Origin of the sequence: Ruminococcus sp. (genome assembly GCF_045129435.1) — a bacterium.
Classification (GTDB): Bacteria; Bacillota; Clostridia; order Oscillospirales; family Acutalibacteraceae; genus Ruminococcoides.
In genome coordinates this window covers 1-16,090 of sequence record NZ_JBGVJL010000051.1, presented here as the reverse complement: position 1 = coordinate 16,090, position 16,090 = coordinate 1, and the positions used below count along the sequence as shown (strand labels likewise).

Annotated in this window: 13 protein-coding genes; 9 read left to right on the top strand and 4 right to left on the bottom strand. The window is 39.1% G+C overall.

The features are described from left to right. The first annotated feature begins 332 nt into the window (after positions 1-332). From ACJMMI_RS02595 to ACJMMI_RS02580, 4 genes are all read left to right on the top strand, one after another. Positions 333-1,247 (top strand): class C sortase, encoded by a 915-nt coding sequence (locus ACJMMI_RS02595; RefSeq protein WP_405353219.1) that lies wholly within the window; start codon positions 333-335, stop codon positions 1,245-1,247. Beyond that, complete coding sequence (locus tag ACJMMI_RS02590) at positions 1,240-2,028, top strand: sortase (protein WP_405353217.1); 789 nt, start codon at positions 1,240-1,242, stop codon at positions 2,026-2,028. The genes ACJMMI_RS02595 and ACJMMI_RS02590 overlap by 8 nt, the downstream gene beginning before the upstream one ends. Positions 2,029-2,143: 115 nt before the next feature. Further along, a complete protein-coding gene (locus ACJMMI_RS02585) occupies positions 2,144-2,386 on the top strand; it encodes a type II toxin-antitoxin system Phd/YefM family antitoxin (protein ID WP_405353215.1) in 243 nt (80 codons plus the stop codon). After that, positions 2,383-2,760 (top strand): type II toxin-antitoxin system death-on-curing family toxin, encoded by a 378-nt coding sequence (locus tag ACJMMI_RS02580; protein WP_405353213.1) that lies wholly within the window; start codon positions 2,383-2,385, stop codon positions 2,758-2,760. Before ACJMMI_RS02585 ends, ACJMMI_RS02580 begins: the two co-directional genes overlap by 4 nt. Before the next feature lie 60 nt (positions 2,761-2,820). On the opposite strand, the gene ACJMMI_RS02575 is transcribed toward ACJMMI_RS02580, so the two are convergent. Beyond that, positions 2,821-4,116 (bottom strand): UDP-N-acetylglucosamine 1-carboxyvinyltransferase, encoded by a 1,296-nt coding sequence (locus ACJMMI_RS02575; protein ID WP_405353211.1) that lies wholly within the window; start codon positions 4,114-4,116, stop codon positions 2,821-2,823. A gap of 603 nt (positions 4,117-4,719) precedes the next feature. Here ACJMMI_RS02575 and ACJMMI_RS02570 point away from each other — a divergent pair. Then, entirely contained in the window at positions 4,720-5,037 is a 318-nt protein-coding gene (locus ACJMMI_RS02570; RefSeq protein ID WP_405353209.1) for an ArsR/SmtB family transcription factor, read from the top strand. Between the two features lie 14 nt (positions 5,038-5,051). After that, a complete protein-coding gene (locus ACJMMI_RS02565) occupies positions 5,052-7,406 on the top strand; it encodes a heavy metal translocating P-type ATPase (protein WP_405353207.1) in 2,355 nt (784 codons plus the stop codon). A gap of 674 nt (positions 7,407-8,080) precedes the next feature. Here ACJMMI_RS02565 and ACJMMI_RS02560 read toward each other — a convergent pair. Genes ACJMMI_RS02560 through ACJMMI_RS02550 form a run of 3 tightly spaced genes read right to left on the bottom strand, consistent with a single transcriptional unit; the run spans position 8,081 to position 11,904 of the window. Further along, positions 8,081-8,722: a redox-sensing transcriptional repressor Rex gene (locus tag ACJMMI_RS02560; RefSeq protein ID WP_405353206.1), complete on the bottom strand. Its 642-nt coding sequence runs from the start codon at positions 8,720-8,722 to the stop codon at positions 8,081-8,083. 39 nt (positions 8,723-8,761) lie between these two features. Then, complete coding sequence (locus ACJMMI_RS02555; RefSeq protein ID WP_405353205.1) at positions 8,762-9,973, bottom strand: NADP-dependent isocitrate dehydrogenase; 1,212 nt, start codon at positions 9,971-9,973, stop codon at positions 8,762-8,764. Further along, positions 9,973-11,904, bottom strand: coding sequence for an aconitate hydratase (locus ACJMMI_RS02550; RefSeq protein WP_405353203.1), 1,932 nt, complete (start codon positions 11,902-11,904; stop codon positions 9,973-9,975). The genes ACJMMI_RS02555 and ACJMMI_RS02550 overlap by 1 nt, the downstream gene beginning before the upstream one ends. Before the next feature lie 333 nt (positions 11,905-12,237). On the opposite strand from ACJMMI_RS02550, the gene ACJMMI_RS02545 reads away from it, so the two are divergent. The 3 genes from ACJMMI_RS02545 (at position 12,238) to ACJMMI_RS02535 (ending at position 15,806) form a co-directional block, all read left to right on the top strand. Further along, positions 12,238-12,879 carry a dockerin type I repeat-containing protein gene (locus ACJMMI_RS02545; RefSeq protein ID WP_405353201.1) on the top strand — a complete coding sequence of 214 codons (642 nt, stop codon included), beginning with the start codon at positions 12,238-12,240 and terminating at the stop codon, positions 12,877-12,879. 225 nt (positions 12,880-13,104) lie between these two features. After that, a complete protein-coding gene (typA, locus tag ACJMMI_RS02540) occupies positions 13,105-14,928 on the top strand; it encodes a translational GTPase TypA (RefSeq protein WP_405353199.1) in 1,824 nt (607 codons plus the stop codon). Then, positions 14,928-15,806, top strand: a complete 879-nt coding sequence (locus ACJMMI_RS02535; RefSeq protein WP_405353197.1) for an exonuclease domain-containing protein — start codon at positions 14,928-14,930, stop codon at positions 15,804-15,806. The genes typA and ACJMMI_RS02535 overlap by 1 nt, the downstream gene beginning before the upstream one ends. Positions 15,807-16,090 lie beyond the last annotated feature (284 nt).

Here is a 16,090-nt window from a genome sequence, read left to right as displayed (position 1 = left end):
CTCACGCTGTCTACACTCTTCTTCGGCATTGTATATAGCTTCAAGCATATTTTTTGCCATTGTTATCCTCCTTTACCTAAAATTTACATAAAAATATTTAAAGACACTATAATATTTTGTTTTCTATTTCTTAACTATACCACATCTATTCTAAAAATGCAATCAATATATTAAACTTTGTCCACTTTTTATAATTTTTACAATATAATCCATATTATTATTCTGTAAAAAATTTAAAATCATACATACTATGTGAAGAACTGCTGAATTTGCTTGAATATAAATTGCTTATGCGGTATAATTTGAATATATTAAATGCAAAGGATAATAATATGAAGAGAAAACTTGCAATATTTGGCATTGTGCTTATATTCCTTGCAGGCATCGGTGTGCTGAGTTATCCTCTTGTAAGCTCGGTTATAAACAACTATGTAAGCCGAAGCAGCGTAGAGGAATATTCAAAAAAGGTTGCTCAGCTTCCGAACGAAAAGGCAGAGAAGCTTATTGAACAGGCACAAAAATACAACAGCAGTCTTTCAAATAATCTTATACTTACCGACCCGTTTGATCAGGAAGCATTTCAAAAAATCGGTGCGGATTATGAGAATGTGCTTAACATTGATGACAGCGGTCTGATTGGTTATATTGACATTCCCAAGATAAATGTATATCTGCCGATTTATCACGGTACAGACTCAGAGGTGTTGGCAAAAGGTGCGGGACATATGCAAAACACATCGTTCCCTGTTGGCGGTGCGAGTACTCATGCGGTAATTTCGGCTCACACAGCGTATCCGGGTGAAACCTTTTTTGATTATCTTACTGATATGGAGGTAGGAGATGAGTTTTATATTCATATTCTTGACCGCACATTAAAGTATGAGGTTGACAAGATAGAGGTTATTTTGCCGGAGGAGGTCAATTCGTTGAGAATTGTTGATGGCGAGGACCTTGTAACTTTACTTACCTGCACACCGTATAGTGTGAATACACACAGATTGCTTGTGCGTGGCAAAAGGGTTGAGTATGATGATACAAAGTATGTTGATACCGGTGTATCGCTTGCTTCATTTGACAACGGCTATATTTTCTTTCTTGGCTACAAAATTCCTTACTTAGTGGCAGGACTGATTATTGCAGGCTTTGTAGCTGTGGTTGTTATAGTAATTGTGCTTATTCTCAGACGCTCACGCAAGAAAGATAAAAAGCATGATTTGAAGAAAAAGGACGGTGCTGAAAGTGGTTAAAAAAATTTTGACCGCTGTAGCAATAGTTATGCTTGTGGCAGGTCTGGGGCTTCTGCTTTTTCCGCCGATTTCAAATTTCATCGGCACGCTTATAGCAAATTCTGAGGCAGATAAATTTGACACTCAGCTTGAGAATATAATTGATGACGGTACAAGCTATTCAGAAGCACTTGCTGATGGCAGAATTGACGATAACGGCTATCTTGATGATAACGGCAACAAGAGCGAACAGCCTGTGCTTTTCAAGGCTGACCTTGACAGACTATACAGGGACAGCGTAGCGTACAACGAAAATCTAAAAACTCACCAGTACGAGCTTTTAAGGGATGATACCTATTCACAGTCGGCACTTAATCTTAGTGATTACGGCATAAATGACGATATTTACGGCTATGTTTCAGCGGATACTATCGGAATGAAGCTACCGATTTATCTCGGAGCAAGCAGTTCAAATATGAGCTACGGTGCCGCACATATGAGTGCGACTTCATTACCGATTGGCGGTGAAAGTACAAATACCGTTCTTGCGGGGCACAGCGGATATATAGGCAGAATTTTCTTTGATAACCTAAGAAATCTGAACATTGGCGATGAGGTTACAATTAAGAATTACTGGAGTACGCTCAGATATAAGGTTGTTGAAACTAAAATAAATAAACCAAGCCAGTCGCAGGATGTTTATATAAATGATAAACGAGATTTGTTGACAATGTTCACTTGCATTGGCGATGGCAACGGTGGTTTTGACAGATATTATGTTATCTGTGAGAGGGTGAAGTAGATGCAAGGGATGGCAGGTTTGCTGTCCCTTTTGTTTTATTGACATATATAAAATAATGTTCTATAATAAAAATAGGATGAATTAATCCTATTTGATTTTGAATGGAGGAATATAAATGAACATCAATACAAAATCACTTGTATCAATTACCGAGGCTAATCAAAATTTTTCTAAGGTTGCCCGTCTTGTTGATGAAAACGGTTCGGCTGTTATATTAAAAAATAATGTTCCAAGATACTTGATTGTAGAATTTAGTCAAGCAGAAAAAGAAGAAATCGCAAGTAATGAAGATGTAGCAGAGATTTCCAAAAGACTTATTCTAAAAAATAAAGAAGCATATGAGGTACTTGCAAAATGATAGTGCTTACTAAAGAACAAGTAGTGGAAATGCACAATCAGTTAGTTGCCGAAACCGGTGGAATATCCGGTATTCGTGATGAAGGCTTACTGGAATCTGCTGTTAATGCTCCTTTTCAAAAATTTGGAGGAGTCGATTTATTTCCGTCAATTCAGCAAAAAGCTGCTCGATTAGGTTACGGCTTAATTAAAAATCATGCTTTTCTTGACGGCAATAAAAGAATAGGAACACATACAATGCTTGTATTTTTGGCACTTAACGGAATAGAACTGGAGTACACACAAGAAGAATTATATACAGTGATTTTAAGCGTTGCTTCAAGTAAAGTTGATTTAGCAGAATTGAATGAGTGGATAATAACTCATCAATTATAAACACAAAACCGCTTGAGAAGTTACTCTCAAGCGGTTAAATTTATATTTTGAATTTTACACTTATGCACGAAGTTCTTCTTCATTGTCGCCTGCATAATAAACTTTTTTGATGTCAGCACCTAAGGCTTTGAATTTTTCGATAACATCTTCATAACCACGCTCAATGTACTGAATACTTGAAATTTCTGTTACGCCATTCACTTCAAGTGCGGCAATAATCATAGCTGCACCTGCTCTGAGGTCGGTAGCCTTTACAGGAGCGGCGGTAAGCGGAGTGCCGCCTTCAATAATAGCAAGTCTGCCCTCAACAGAAATATGAGCACCCATTCTTACAAGCTCGCTTACATACTGGTAGCGGTTATCCCAAACATTTTCGTTGATAATGCTTGTACCTGGTACGCTTACCAAAAGTGCGGCAAACTGTGGCTGACAGTCGGTAGGGAAGCCAGGGTGTGGCATAGTTTTGATGTTGCAACGCTTTAAAGGGTTCTTTGTAGCGTCAACCTTAATTGCCTCGTCATACTCTGTGATTACAACGCCCATTTCACGAAGCTTGGCTGTGATAGACTCAAGGTGCTTAGGAGTAATGTTGTTTACTGTAATGCAACCTCTTGTAGCAGCCGCAGCACACATATATGTGCCTGCCTCAATCTGATCCGGAATAATAGAATATGTGATGCCGTGGAGATATTTTACGCCACGAATTTTAATTACATCTGTACCTGCACCTCTTACATCTGCACCCATTGAGTTTAAGAAGTTAGCAAGGTCAACAATGTGCGGTTCTCTTGCTGCATTTTCAATAATAGTCATACCCTCAGCCTTAGAAGCCGCAAGCATAATATTCATTGTAGCACCAACAGATACTACATCAAGGTAAATATGTTCTCCGTGAAGGTTATTTTCGGCGTTAGCCTCTATAATTGCACCGTCAACAAGCTGAGTTACCGCACCCATAGCCTCAAAGCCCTTTAAATGCTGGTCGATAGGGCGAACACCAAAGTTACAGCCACCCGGTAAAGCAACCTGTGCCTTGCCACATCTGCCTAAAAGTGCACCAAGCAGGTAGTAAGAGGCTCTCATACCTCTTACAAGCTCAGTTGTGGCTGAGTGTGTGCAAATATGTGTTGGGTCTATATAAAGTGATGATTTATTTATTCTTCTTACCTGTGCACCCATCTGCTGTAAAATTTTGCTGATAAGTGCTACATCGCTGATATTAGGTATATTTTCAATCTGACAAGGTTCGTCACAAAGAATTACTGCCGGTATAATTGCTACTGCGGCATTTTTTGCACCGCTAATATTTACTTCACCAAAAAGTGGCTTGCCACCATTTACTACAAACTTTTCCAAACCGTTACACTCCAATTCCATATACTGTACATTCACAATAACGAATATGTGAGTTTCCATAATCTAAATAATAGTTGCACATTTAAGTGCGTGCCAAAAAGCAGCAACCAAAATTGCTGTAAAAGTATCTTAGATACTCTCAGGATATTAGTATATCCACAAATATATTACATTTTCTTAAAACACACATTTTGTTGCATTACAACAAGGTAACACTAACATTCTTATACAGAAAATGATACTACAAAATTGTAGTAAAGTCAACGCATATTTGAAATTGTAACTTATTTTTATCAAATATGTACTCTTTTAAGAATTATAAAAACAACTTTATTCTTATTATGGCTAAAAGGATATTACAGGTTTGTAATCATTCTTATAAGAAATAATAAACCTGTCATAATTACTTATTAGAATTAAATTTTTGAAATAATATTAATTCTCTTTTCTATTATATATGTAATAAAACAGGCAAAAAATTTTGTAAAATACTTTATAAAATTTATTAAAAACACCTTGACAACATAAAATAAGTATGCTATAGTTAAGCTAACATATGAACATATATACATATGAACAGATTATAAAAACGGAGAGGTTACTATGGCAGAACTCAGTAATGATAAAAACAAAGAAATACCTGATTTAGAGGTGCTGTTTGACCTGGCAGATCTTTTTAAGGTATTTGGTGATTCCACTAGAATAAGAATTATGTTTGCTATCTCAGATAATGAAATGTCTGTGCTTAGCATTGCGGAGGCTCTTAATATGGAGCAAAGCACAATTTCTCATCAACTCAGAGTTTTAAGACAAAACAAACTTGTAAGGGTAAGACGAGAAGGCAAGCAGATTTATTATACACTTGATGATGATCATGTTAAAAAAATCATCGAGATGGGTCTTGACCATGTTCTTGAATAAAGGAGGCTTTTATTATGAAATACACTTTCACTCTTGATAATTTAAACTGTGCTCATTGTGCGGGAAAGATTGAGAAAAAATTAGCCGAAACAGAAGGCTATGAAAATGTAAACTTCAACTTTGCAAATAAAAAGCTTGTGCTTGAGTCAGCAAAGAATGTAACTGCCGAAGAAATTCAGGCTGTGTGCGACAGCATAGAGGACGGTGTAGAAGTAATTGACAATACCAAGAGAAAGAATTTAAAGCAGTATACTTTTACACTTGATAATTTAAACTGTGCCCATTGTGCGGGAAAGATTGAAAAAAAATTAGCCGAAACAGACAGCTATGAAAATGTAAACTTCAACTTTGCAAATAAAAAGCTTGTGCTTGAGTCTGAAAATACAGTAACCGCTCAAGAAATACAGACTGTATGTGACAGCATTGAATATGGGGTAGAGGTAATTGATAATAATGTAAAGGAAAATACCACCGCTCCTGAAATTGCAAAGTCAGCTAAAAAAGACAAAAAAGTTGAAATGAAAAACGAGCTTATTTCTATTATAATTGCCGCTGTGCTTGGTGTGGCAGCTTTTGGACTCGAGCTTACAGTATTTGGTGATGCAGAGTTTGGCTCAGTCGGTTCGTTTGTATTGCTCGGACTCAGCCTTGTAGCTACTGTACTTTCGGGTTGGAGAACATTTATTAAAGGCGTTAAGTCAGTATTCAAACTTCAGATAGATGAAACCACATTGCTTACAATCGCTGTAATTGCCGCTTTTGCACTCGGTGAATTTGTTGAGGCAGCTATGGTAACAATCCTCTTTGCAGTCGGCGAGATTGTCGAAGAAAAGGCTGTGTCGGCATCAAGAAGCGATATTGCAAAGCTTGCTCAGATTCGCCCTGATAATGCAACAGTCCTTATCAACGGCAAAGAGGTAGTAAAGGCTGCTGAAGATGTTGCAATCGGTAGTACTATTGTAGTTAAGCCTCACGAAAGAGTACCGCTTGACGGTGTTATTTCAATGGGCAGTACCACTCTTGACGCATCTGCTCTTACAGGCGAAAGTGTTCCTGTTGATGCAGAGGTTGGCAGTGAAGTAATGAGTGGTATGATAAACGGTAATTCTCTTATAGAAATAAAAACAACTAAGGAATTTGGCGACAGTACAGCGGCAAGAATTATTAAGCTTGTTGAGGACGCCGCCGCTACAAAAGGACAGAGCGAAAAGTTTATCAGCCGTTTTGCCACTGTTTACACACCGATTATTATTCTTATATCAATTATAGTTGCCATTGTTCCTCCGATTGTCGGACTTGGCAGTTTTAGCACATGGATTTATCGTGCTTTGGTTTGTCTTGTTGCATCTTGCCCTTGTGCTATTGTTATTTCAGTTCCGCTTTCTTACTATTCAGGTTTGGGTGCATCATCAAAAATCAGCGTTCTTATTAAGGGCGGCAAATATATTGAAGCACTCGCAAAGGCAGACGCATTTGTATTTGATAAGACTGGCACACTCACAACAGGTGAGCTTTCAGTAAATAAGATTTTTGCTTACGGCAATCACAATTCATCTGAAATTATTTCATTGGCTGCTGCTTGCGAAAGATATTCCTCACATCCTATTGCTATGGCAATAAAGGCAAAGGCAGGCTCAGAAAACTTGCCTGAATTGTCTGACTATAGCGAAAAGGCAGGTCAGGGCGTAACAGCGGTTTACAACGGTAAAAGTCTTGTGTGCGGCGGTACAAAGATTTTAACTGATAAACAGAAAGCAAATGCTGAGAAAACCGCCTCTGTATATGTAATTTATGACGGAGAGTTGATCGGTGCAATTTCAGTGAGCGATACATTAAGACCTGAGGCAAAGAGCGTAATTGCAGAGCTTAGAGAGCTTGGTGTTAAAGACAGCGTTATGCTTACAGGTGATAAAAAAGAAAACGCTATGGATATTGCAAATGAATTAAAGCTTGATTCATATTCGGCAGAGCTTATGCCGTCAGATAAGCTTGAAAAGCTTGTTGACATCAAGAAAACCCATAAGTCTGTATGTTTCATTGGTGACGGTATAAACGACGCACCTGTGCTTACTGCAAGTGATTGTGGTTTTGCAATGGGCTTTGGCAGCGAGGCTGCTATTGAAGCTGCTGACGCTGTGCTTGCGGCAGGTAATTTAAAGCAGCTGCCTACATCAATCAGAATTGCGAAAAAGGTTGTAGCTACGGTAAAGACAAATATAACATTTGCTCTTGGTGTGAAAACCATTGTAATTATCCTTGCAATTCTCGGTATTGCTCCGATGTGGCTTTCTGTAATTGCCGATACCGGTGTAAGCGTGCTTTGTGTGCTTTATGCAGCAAGACTTCTTCATATAGTTGATAAAAAGTAAGATAATATAAATTTCCTCTCAAAAAACTACCGCATTCCATTTGGAGTGCGGTAGTTGCTTTTAAAAAATAGATTCTGCTTTAGTGTTGAGATGAAATTGATAAATTATGGTTTATGCTACGGTCGGGAAATTTTTGCTTGAATTATTGCAGACTTTATACTCGGACATAAAAATTTGGACAACGTTTTAAATGGTTGTGGGTGTGGGAAAAGCCCACAATACTTTAGATTACGCAATATTTTGATAGCCAAACAGCAAGCTGTTTGGCGGCTTGAACATAATAGCGAAAGCTTTATAATGCGATAGCAACACAAAAAATCCGTTATTCTTTATTAAATAAATCCTTTTTAAAAGGCTGTCGCCTGTTTTGTCAAATATTGCTTTAGCACACAAACAGCGTTGCTGTTTGTGCCTGAAAATTTGCAATGAAAACAGCTTTTCTTGGGCGTTGCCCAAACCCACGAGCCTTTAAAAAGGCTCGACCTAAATTTTATGTCCGAGCAGAAAGCGTAGACAATCTCAATACTTTTAATTCTCGACCATTACTAAGTTGTTGTCGGGAAGAGGAAAATTATTACTTTGCATACTATCTTCTCGTAATAAAAACCATAATTTACCCAATTTTACATCACAAAAAACAAGGCTGTTCCGCAAAATAGGGAACAGCCTTGTTTTTATAATTTATCTCGGTTATTCATTTTATAGCATAAGGTCATAAGGCTATCACTCAGATGTACATTTTCCACAAGAGTATCGTTATATTTCCTTGCAATGTCATAGTGACTGAAATTCCAATAATTCTTGATTCCGTAGCCGTATAGCTTATCAAGAACATTTTCAACACATACTCTTGGAATACACAAAAATGCCGTATTAATCTTGTTATTCTGACAGAACTCGTCAAGCAGACTGTCGTGCATAATAGTAAGATTATTAAGCTTTTTGCCAACCTTTTCTTCGTTGCAGTCAAAGCAAGCAATAAGCTCAAAGCCGAGCTTTTCAAAGTTCATATGCTTTGCCACAGCCTTACCAAGGTTGCCTGCACCTATAAGAATAGCTTTATAATTGTTATTAAGACCAAGAATATTCTGAATTTCCTCTTTAAGCTGAGAAACACTGTAGCCGTAGCCCTGTTGACCAAAACCACCAAAGCAGTTAAGATCCTGCCTTACCTGAGAAGCGGTTACATTCATAATTTCAGCCAGCTTAGTAGATGAAATTTTGTCAATGTTTTGTTCGTTAAGCTCAGATAAAAAGCGGTAATATCTGGGCAATCGTCTGATTACAGACATTGAAATGCTGTCATTTCTGGACATTGTACTTTAACCTTACTCCTTTAACCGAATTGTGTTTGCTTATGCAAGTGAAGCGGCAAGACGCTCGTTTACTGCAAGCAAGAAATCCTCTGAATTAACCTTTTTCTTGTTCTCAAGAGTAGAAATAGCATAGAGGTCGCCTGTCATAATGCCACCCTCGATTGTGTCGATAGTAGCCTTTTCAAGCTTGTCTGCAAAGTTCATAAGCTCAGGAAGCTTATCAAGCTCGCCACGCTTTCTGAGTGCACCTGTCCATGCAAAGAGGGTTGCAACAGAGTTTGTAGAGGTTTCCTCACCCTTTAAATACTTGTAGTAATGACGCTGTACTGTGCCGTGAGCAGCCTCGTACTCATAAACACCGTCAGGTGAAACAAGCACGCTTGTCATCATAGCAAGTGAACCGAAAGCAGTAGCAATCATATCGCTCATTACATCGCCGTCATAGTTCTTGCAAGCCCACATATAGCCGCCTTCACTTCTGATAACTCTTGCTACAGCGTCGTCAATGAGTGTGTAGAAATATGTAATACCTGCCTGCTCGAATTTTTCTTTGTATTCATTCTCAAAAATCTCAGCAAAAATATCCTTGAATCTGTGGTCATACTTCTTGCTGATTGTGTCCTTTGTAGCAAACCATACATCAAGCTTTTGGTCGAGTGCATAGTTAAAGCAAGAACGAGCAAATGATGAAATACTCTTGTCAAGGTTGTGCATGCCCTGAATAATACCGTCTGTCTTAAAGTCGAAGATTGTGCTTCTTTCCTCTGTGCCGTCAGGCTTTGTTACGCAAAGCTCAGCCTTGCTGCCTGCCTTTACAACCATTTCTGTGTTCTTGTAAACATCACCGTAAGCGTGACGGGCAATACAGATTGGCTTTTTCCATGTAGGAATGTAAGGTGTAATACCCTTTACAAGAATAGGGCTTCTGAATACAGTACCGTCAAGAATAGCACGGATTGTGCCATTTGGTGATTTCCACATCTGCTTGAGGTTGTACTCGTCCATTCTTGCGGCATTTGGTGTGATTGTAGCACACTTTACAGCAACGCCGTATTTCTTTGTAGCCTCTGCACTGTCAATAGTAACCTGATCGTCAGTCTTGTTTCTGTTTTCAAGACCAAGGTCATAGTATTCGCTCTTTAAGTCAATGTATGGGTAAATAAGAATGTCTTTGATTTTCTGCCAAAGAACTCTTGTCATTTCGTCGCCGTCCATCTCAACGAGAGGAGTGGTCATTTTAATTTTATCCATCAGTTATTCTCCTTTGTGTAATCGAGCAAACCGCCTGCAAGAATGATTGCTCTTGTTCTGTCTGAAAGCTCGCAGTCAGCAACAATAGTATCGCCTGTTGTTTTGTTTACAACTGTAACGGCAGAGCCGTCTGCAATTTCCTTTTTAACATTAGGAAGCTCAAGCATATCGCCAAGCTTTATTTTATCGTAATCAGCAGGGTTCTTAAATGTAAGCGGAAGAATACCGGCATTAATAAGGTTGCTCTTGTGAATTCTTGCAAAGCTCTTTACGAGAACTGCCTTAACACCGAGGAAGAGTGGTGCGAGGGCTGCGTGCTCTCTTGATGAGCCCTGACCGTAGTTTTCACCGCCTACGATAATGCTCTTGCCAAGAGTTTTTGCTCTCTCAGGGAACTCCTTATCGCATACTGTAAAGCAATGCTGCGAAATAGCAGGAATGTTTGAACGGAGTGGAAGAATCTTTGCACCGGCAGGCATAATGTGGTCTGTTGTGATGTTGTCGCCAACCTTGAGTGAGCAAGATGCCTCAATAGTATCTGTAAGAGGGCTTGTTTTAGGATATTCCTTAATGTTTGGTCCTCTTAAAATTTCAACATTGTCCATTTTCTCAACAGGAGCAGGAGCAATAACCATATTATCATTGATAAGGAACTTCTCAGGAAGCTCAATTTCAGCAGCAGGGCCAAGCTTTCTTGGGTCTGTAAATACACCTGCAAGTGCTGAAACAGCGGCGGTTTCAGGAGATACAAGGTAAATCTGACCGTCAGCTGTGCCGCTTCTGCCTTCAAAGTTACGGTTGAAGGTACGAAGTGAAATACCCTTGCTGTTTGGTGACTGACCCATACCGATACATGGGCCGCAGGCACTCTCAAGAATTCTTGCACCGGCAGCAATCATATCTGCAAGTGCACCGTTCATAGCAAGCATATTGAATACCTGCTTACTGCCCGGAGCAATAGCAAGTGAAACACCGTCAGCAACAGTTTTGCCCTTTAAGATGTGAGCAACTCTCATAAGGTCAAGATAGCTTGAGTTTGTGCAGGAACCGATACATACCTGGTCAATCTTCTTGCCCTCAAGCTCGCTGATTGGCTTAACATTATCAGGTGAATGTGGGCAGGCTGCGAGTGGCTCAAGCTCTGAAAGGTTGATTTCGATAACCTCATCATAAACTGCGTCAGCATCGGCACTAAGCTCTGTGTAATCTTCCTCTCTGCCCTGAGCTTTGAGGAATTCTCTTGTGATTTCATCTGACGGGAATACAGAAGTAGTAGCACCAAGCTCTGCACCCATATTTGTAATAGTAGCTCGCTCAGGAACTGTAAGTGTTTTAACGCCTTCACCGCCGTACTCAACGATTTTGCCAACACCGCCCTTAACGCTCATAACTCTTAATACTGCAAGAATAATATCCTTTGCAGAAACCCAAGGACTGAGCTTGCCTGTAAGATTAACTCTTACCATTTTAGGCATTGTGATGTAATAAGCACCGCCGCCCATAGCAACTGCAACATCAAGACCGCCGGCACCGATAGCGAGCATACCAATACCACCGCCTGTTGGTGTGTGGCTGTCAGAACCGATTAATGTCTTGCCCGGCTTACCGAATCTTTCAAGGTGTACCTGGTGGCAAATTCCGTTGCCAGGTCTTGAAAAGTAAATGCCGTGCTTTTTACAAACTGACTGAATAAATCTGTGGTCATCAGCATTTTCAAAGCCTGTCTGTAATGTGTTGTGGTCAATATATGCAACGCTCTTTTCGGTCTTGACTCTCGGAATACCCATAGCCTCGTATTCGATGTAAGCCATTGTGCCTGTTGCGTCCTGTGTAAGAGTCTGGTCAATGCGTAAGCCGATGTCGTTGCCGACAACCATTTCACCGCAAACCAAATGCTCTTTAATAATTTTCTGTGCAATTGTGTAGCCCATTTGATTACCTCCGCAAAAAGTATTTTTGTGATTTTTGCAATATTAAGCAATAACCTGTGTACATTAATTGCCCATTATAAGGCAATTATTAGTACCTATTATATAACATTTTTCTCCTTATGTAAAGTAAAAATGGATGTAAATACGAAAATTTGCGTTTTTGGTAGTGCTTTTTGCTGTTGCTTTAGCTTATTAATGTGATAATCAATAGAAATTAAACATATTAAATAAAAAAAGTTGTTTTATACAAGAATGTTTATTGACTTTGCTTTTTAAAAATAATATAATTAAATTGATGAATAAAATATATATTTAATGAAAAGAAGTGTTATTATGAAAAAATTAGCTGCAATACTTTTAACTGCATTACTTGCCACAGCTTCTGTTGTTTCTGCAAGTGCTTTTTCACCGCTTCAGCCAGAAGATCAGGTAATGTATAATTTTAATCAATATATCAACAAAAAATCTGATAATCAAAAAGCGACTTCTGTTAATTGCATTGAGATTGAGGATAGTTTTTCGGGATATTTGAAAAATGATGTTTATGCTGTAATCTTTACCTCTGAAAATGCTGAGCAAGAGCCGTACTTCAATACTTTTGGAAAAAACAACGAGTTTTACGAATGCAGCGGTGTTACAAATCAGGTATTCAAATCCGGTATAGCTGTTTTTTCAGGATTTGTATACGATGAGAGCTGCAAAGAAAACTTTTATTCACTTTCCGAAATGGCTGAAACTACCCCTGAAATAATAGACAGTATTTCTGATGTTATCGGCAAGGAATATGTAGGAAGAATGGGCGATGCGGATTGTGACGGAAAGCTTTCGGTAAATGATGTTACTAAGATGCAGAATATTCTTGCCGGAACCGAAACTGTTGAGGGTTTGCCTTACAATGCTTTAGATATAAATGATGACGGCAAAGTTAGCGTGAATGATATTACCGAATTGCAGGATATTATTGCAAAAGCTTGATATTTGCGTGAAATTTACATACCATTTTAGGTAAAAACATAAGATAATTAAAAATCCGATTGAGTTTTTAATGAAATTCAATCGGATTTTTTGGTTTTAGAAGTTATTTTGTGTAGCATTGTAATGAAAATATAAAAATAAATTGAATTTTCAGCATTTAGGTGATATAATAAAAAAGTATGCGTAGGACTATTTGAATTTAGATTTTAATAGGGGGATAATTTTATGGAAACAAGAGAAAATTTGAGAAATATTGCAATTATAGCCCATGTTGACCATGGTAAAACTACTCTCGTTGACCAGCTCTTAAAGCAGAGCGGTATTTTCAGAGCAAACGAGGCGGTTGCCGAGAGAGTAATGGACTCTAATGACCTTGAAAGAGAAAGAGGTATTACAATCCTTTCTAAAAACACCGCTGTAATGTACAACGGCATTAAGATTAATATTGTTGACACTCCTGGCCATGCTGATTTCGGTGGCGAAGTTGAGCGTATTCTTATGATGGTTGATGGCGTTGTTCTTCTTGTTGACGCATTTGAGGGCTGTATGCCTCAGACAAGATTTGTTCTTAAAAAGGCTTTAGGTCTTGGTAAAAAACCTCTTGTTGTACTTAATAAAATTGACCGTCCGGGTGCAAGACCTGAGGAGGTAGTAGATGAGGTACTCGACCTCTTTATTGAGCTTGGTGCGGACGAAGACCAGCTTGAATTCCCTGTAGTATATGCTTCCGGCAGAGATGGCTATGCAAGCCTTGACCCACATCAGCCGGGTACAGATATGAAACCTCTTTTTGAGGCTATTGTAAATGAAATTCCTGCTCCGCAGGGCGACGCCGAGGGCGGACTTCAGATTCTTATTTCAAACATCGACTCAGACCCATTCGTTGGCAGAATCGGCGTAGGCAGAGTTGAGAGAGGTAAGGTTAAAACAGGACAGAGCGTTGCAATCTGCCACACAGACGGCAATGTAACAAAGAACGCAAGAATCGGTAAGATTTACCAGTATGAGGGTCTTAAAAGAGTTGAGAGTGAAACCGCCGAGATGGGCGATCTTATCTGCGTAAGCGGTATTCAGGACATCAACATCGGAGAAACAATCTGCGACCCTGAGAACATTGAACAGCTTCCGTTTGTAAAGATTGACGAGCCGACTGTATCAATGAACTTTATTGTAAATAACTCACCGTTTGCCGGCAGAGAGGGTAAGTATGTAACCTCAAGAAATCTTCGTGACAGACTCTTTAAGGAAATTGAAACCAATGTTGCCCTCAGAGTTGAGGAAACCGACAGTGCCGACACATTCAAGGTATCGGGCAGAGGCGAGCTTCACCTTTCAATTCTTATTGAAACTATGCGTCGCCAGAACTATGAGTTCCAGGTATCCCGTCCACAGGTTATCACAAAGATGATTGACGGCAAGCTAAACGAGCCAATGGAAATGCTCATCATTGAAGTGCCTGACGCTTATGTCGGTGCGGTTATGGAGAAACTTGGCTCAAGAAAGGCTGAGCTTATCAATATGGGCACTCGTGAGGGTGGTTCAACTCATATTGAATTCCGTATTCCTTCAAGAGGTCTTATGGGTTATCGCCCTGAGTTCCTTACAGATACAAACGGCAACGGCATTATGAACCATGTGTTTGACGGCTACGAGCCATACAAGGGTGAAATTGTGACTCGTCATCAGGGTTCACTTATTGCATTTGAAACAGGCGAAACTGTAACCTACGGTTTGTATGCCGCACAGGAGAGAGGCAGACTCTTTGTAGGTCCCGGTGTTCCTGTATATGAGGGTATGATTGTAGGTGCAAGCCCTAAGTCAGAGGATATTACAGTTAACGTATGTAAGAAAAAACACATTACAAACACCCGTGCTTCCGGTTCTGATGATGCCTTAAAGCTTACACCACCGTCAATTCTTTCTCTTGAGCAGTGCCTTGAGTTTATTGCCGATGATGAGCTTGTAGAGGTTACACCTGAGAGCATTCGTATGCGTAAGCGTATTCTCTCTAAAGAGCAGAGAATGAAGCAGGCGTTCCGTAAAAAATAATGAGTTTTGTAGTATTAGACCTTGAATGGAACGGCTCTTTCAGCAGTAAAGAGCACCGTTTTGTAAATGAAATAATTGAGTTTGGTGCAGTTAAAACTGACGACAATCTAAATGTTGTTGACAGGTTTGAAATGCTTATTGCCCCACAGATTGGCAAAAAGCTTTGCTCAAAGGTAAAAAAGCTTACTAAAATCACCAATGAGGAGCTTAGGGAAAAGGGCTGTACATTTATGCACGCTGTTTCGGAATTTAAAAAGTTCTGCGGTGAAAGTGTTCTTGTAACTTGGGGTACAAGCGACATTCTTGCACTGATAGAAAATTATATGTACTATGCTCATAAGCCTGAGCTTCCGTTTTTGACAAGCTATTGTAATGTGCAGGAGTATTGCGAAAAATGCCTTTCTATTAATGATAAGTCATCTCAGCTCGGACTTTCGGTGTGTGCAGATATGCTTGCTATTAATTTTGATGTAGAAGAACAACATAGGGCATATGCTGATGCTGAGCTTACATTAAAATGTATGAAGCATTTTATTGAGGACTATCCTTTGGAAAGCTTTGTGCAGGACGCAACATCACACGAATTTTACGACAGACTTCTGTATAAAAATCATTTTATTACAGATATTAACAGTCCTGAGATTGACAAACGCTCAATGCGTTTTATCTGTGATGTTTGTGGCAGACAGGCGGCAAGACAGGCAAACTGGAAGGTTAAGAACAAAAGCTTTGTTGCCCCTTTCCTTTGCAAAAAGTGCGGAAGAAAGTTTACAGGTAAGGTTTCATTCAAAAAGAAATATGATGAAGTCACAATAAGAAAGCGTATAGTAGATTATGTTGAAAAGCCGGCGGAGGAAACCACCGAAAGCAACGCATAAATTTTCTGTACATATTATATAGTATTGCAAATGCCGAATGGTCGCTTGACTGTTCGGCATTTTGAGATTATTCAAATGTTTTGAAATCTATATCAGAGGTTGGGATGAATTATTGTTTAGTAAAAAGTTTCGGATAAATAATATAAAATGGCTCTATAATAAATGTTGGGGTAACAAATAGAGCCTACAAAAATAATTTTAAAAAAAGTAGAGCATATTTGTCTAAAATCCGTTAAAATAGAATTGCTTAGAAACCAGAAACGGAGGAACAAATATGCTCTACA

What these genes read in the sequence shown, in the direction of transcription:
- ACJMMI_RS02545 (WP_405353201.1), top strand. Translation starts at nt 12,238, where the DNA reads ATGAAAAAATTAGCTGCAATACTTTTAACTGCATTACTTGCCACAGCT.
- ACJMMI_RS02560 (WP_405353206.1), bottom strand. Translation starts at nt 8,722, where the DNA reads ATGTCCAGAAATGACAGCATTTCAATGTCTGTAATCAGACGATTGCCC.
- ACJMMI_RS02565 (WP_405353207.1), top strand. Translation starts at nt 5,052, where the DNA reads ATGAAATACACTTTCACTCTTGATAATTTAAACTGTGCTCATTGTGCG.
- ACJMMI_RS02550 (WP_405353203.1), bottom strand. Translation starts at nt 11,904, where the DNA reads ATGGGCTACACAATTGCACAGAAAATTATTAAAGAGCATTTGGTTTGC.
- ACJMMI_RS02555 (WP_405353205.1), bottom strand. Translation starts at nt 9,973, where the DNA reads ATGGATAAAATTAAAATGACCACTCCTCTCGTTGAGATGGACGGCGAC.
- ACJMMI_RS02580 (WP_405353213.1), top strand. Translation starts at nt 2,383, where the DNA reads ATGATAGTGCTTACTAAAGAACAAGTAGTGGAAATGCACAATCAGTTA.
- typA (WP_405353199.1), top strand. Translation starts at nt 13,105, where the DNA reads ATGGAAACAAGAGAAAATTTGAGAAATATTGCAATTATAGCCCATGTT.
- ACJMMI_RS02535 (WP_405353197.1), top strand. Translation starts at nt 14,928, where the DNA reads ATGAGTTTTGTAGTATTAGACCTTGAATGGAACGGCTCTTTCAGCAGT.
- ACJMMI_RS02595 (WP_405353219.1), top strand. Translation starts at nt 333, where the DNA reads ATGAAGAGAAAACTTGCAATATTTGGCATTGTGCTTATATTCCTTGCA.
- ACJMMI_RS02570 (WP_405353209.1), top strand. Translation starts at nt 4,720, where the DNA reads ATGGCAGAACTCAGTAATGATAAAAACAAAGAAATACCTGATTTAGAG.
- ACJMMI_RS02585 (WP_405353215.1), top strand. Translation starts at nt 2,144, where the DNA reads ATGAACATCAATACAAAATCACTTGTATCAATTACCGAGGCTAATCAA.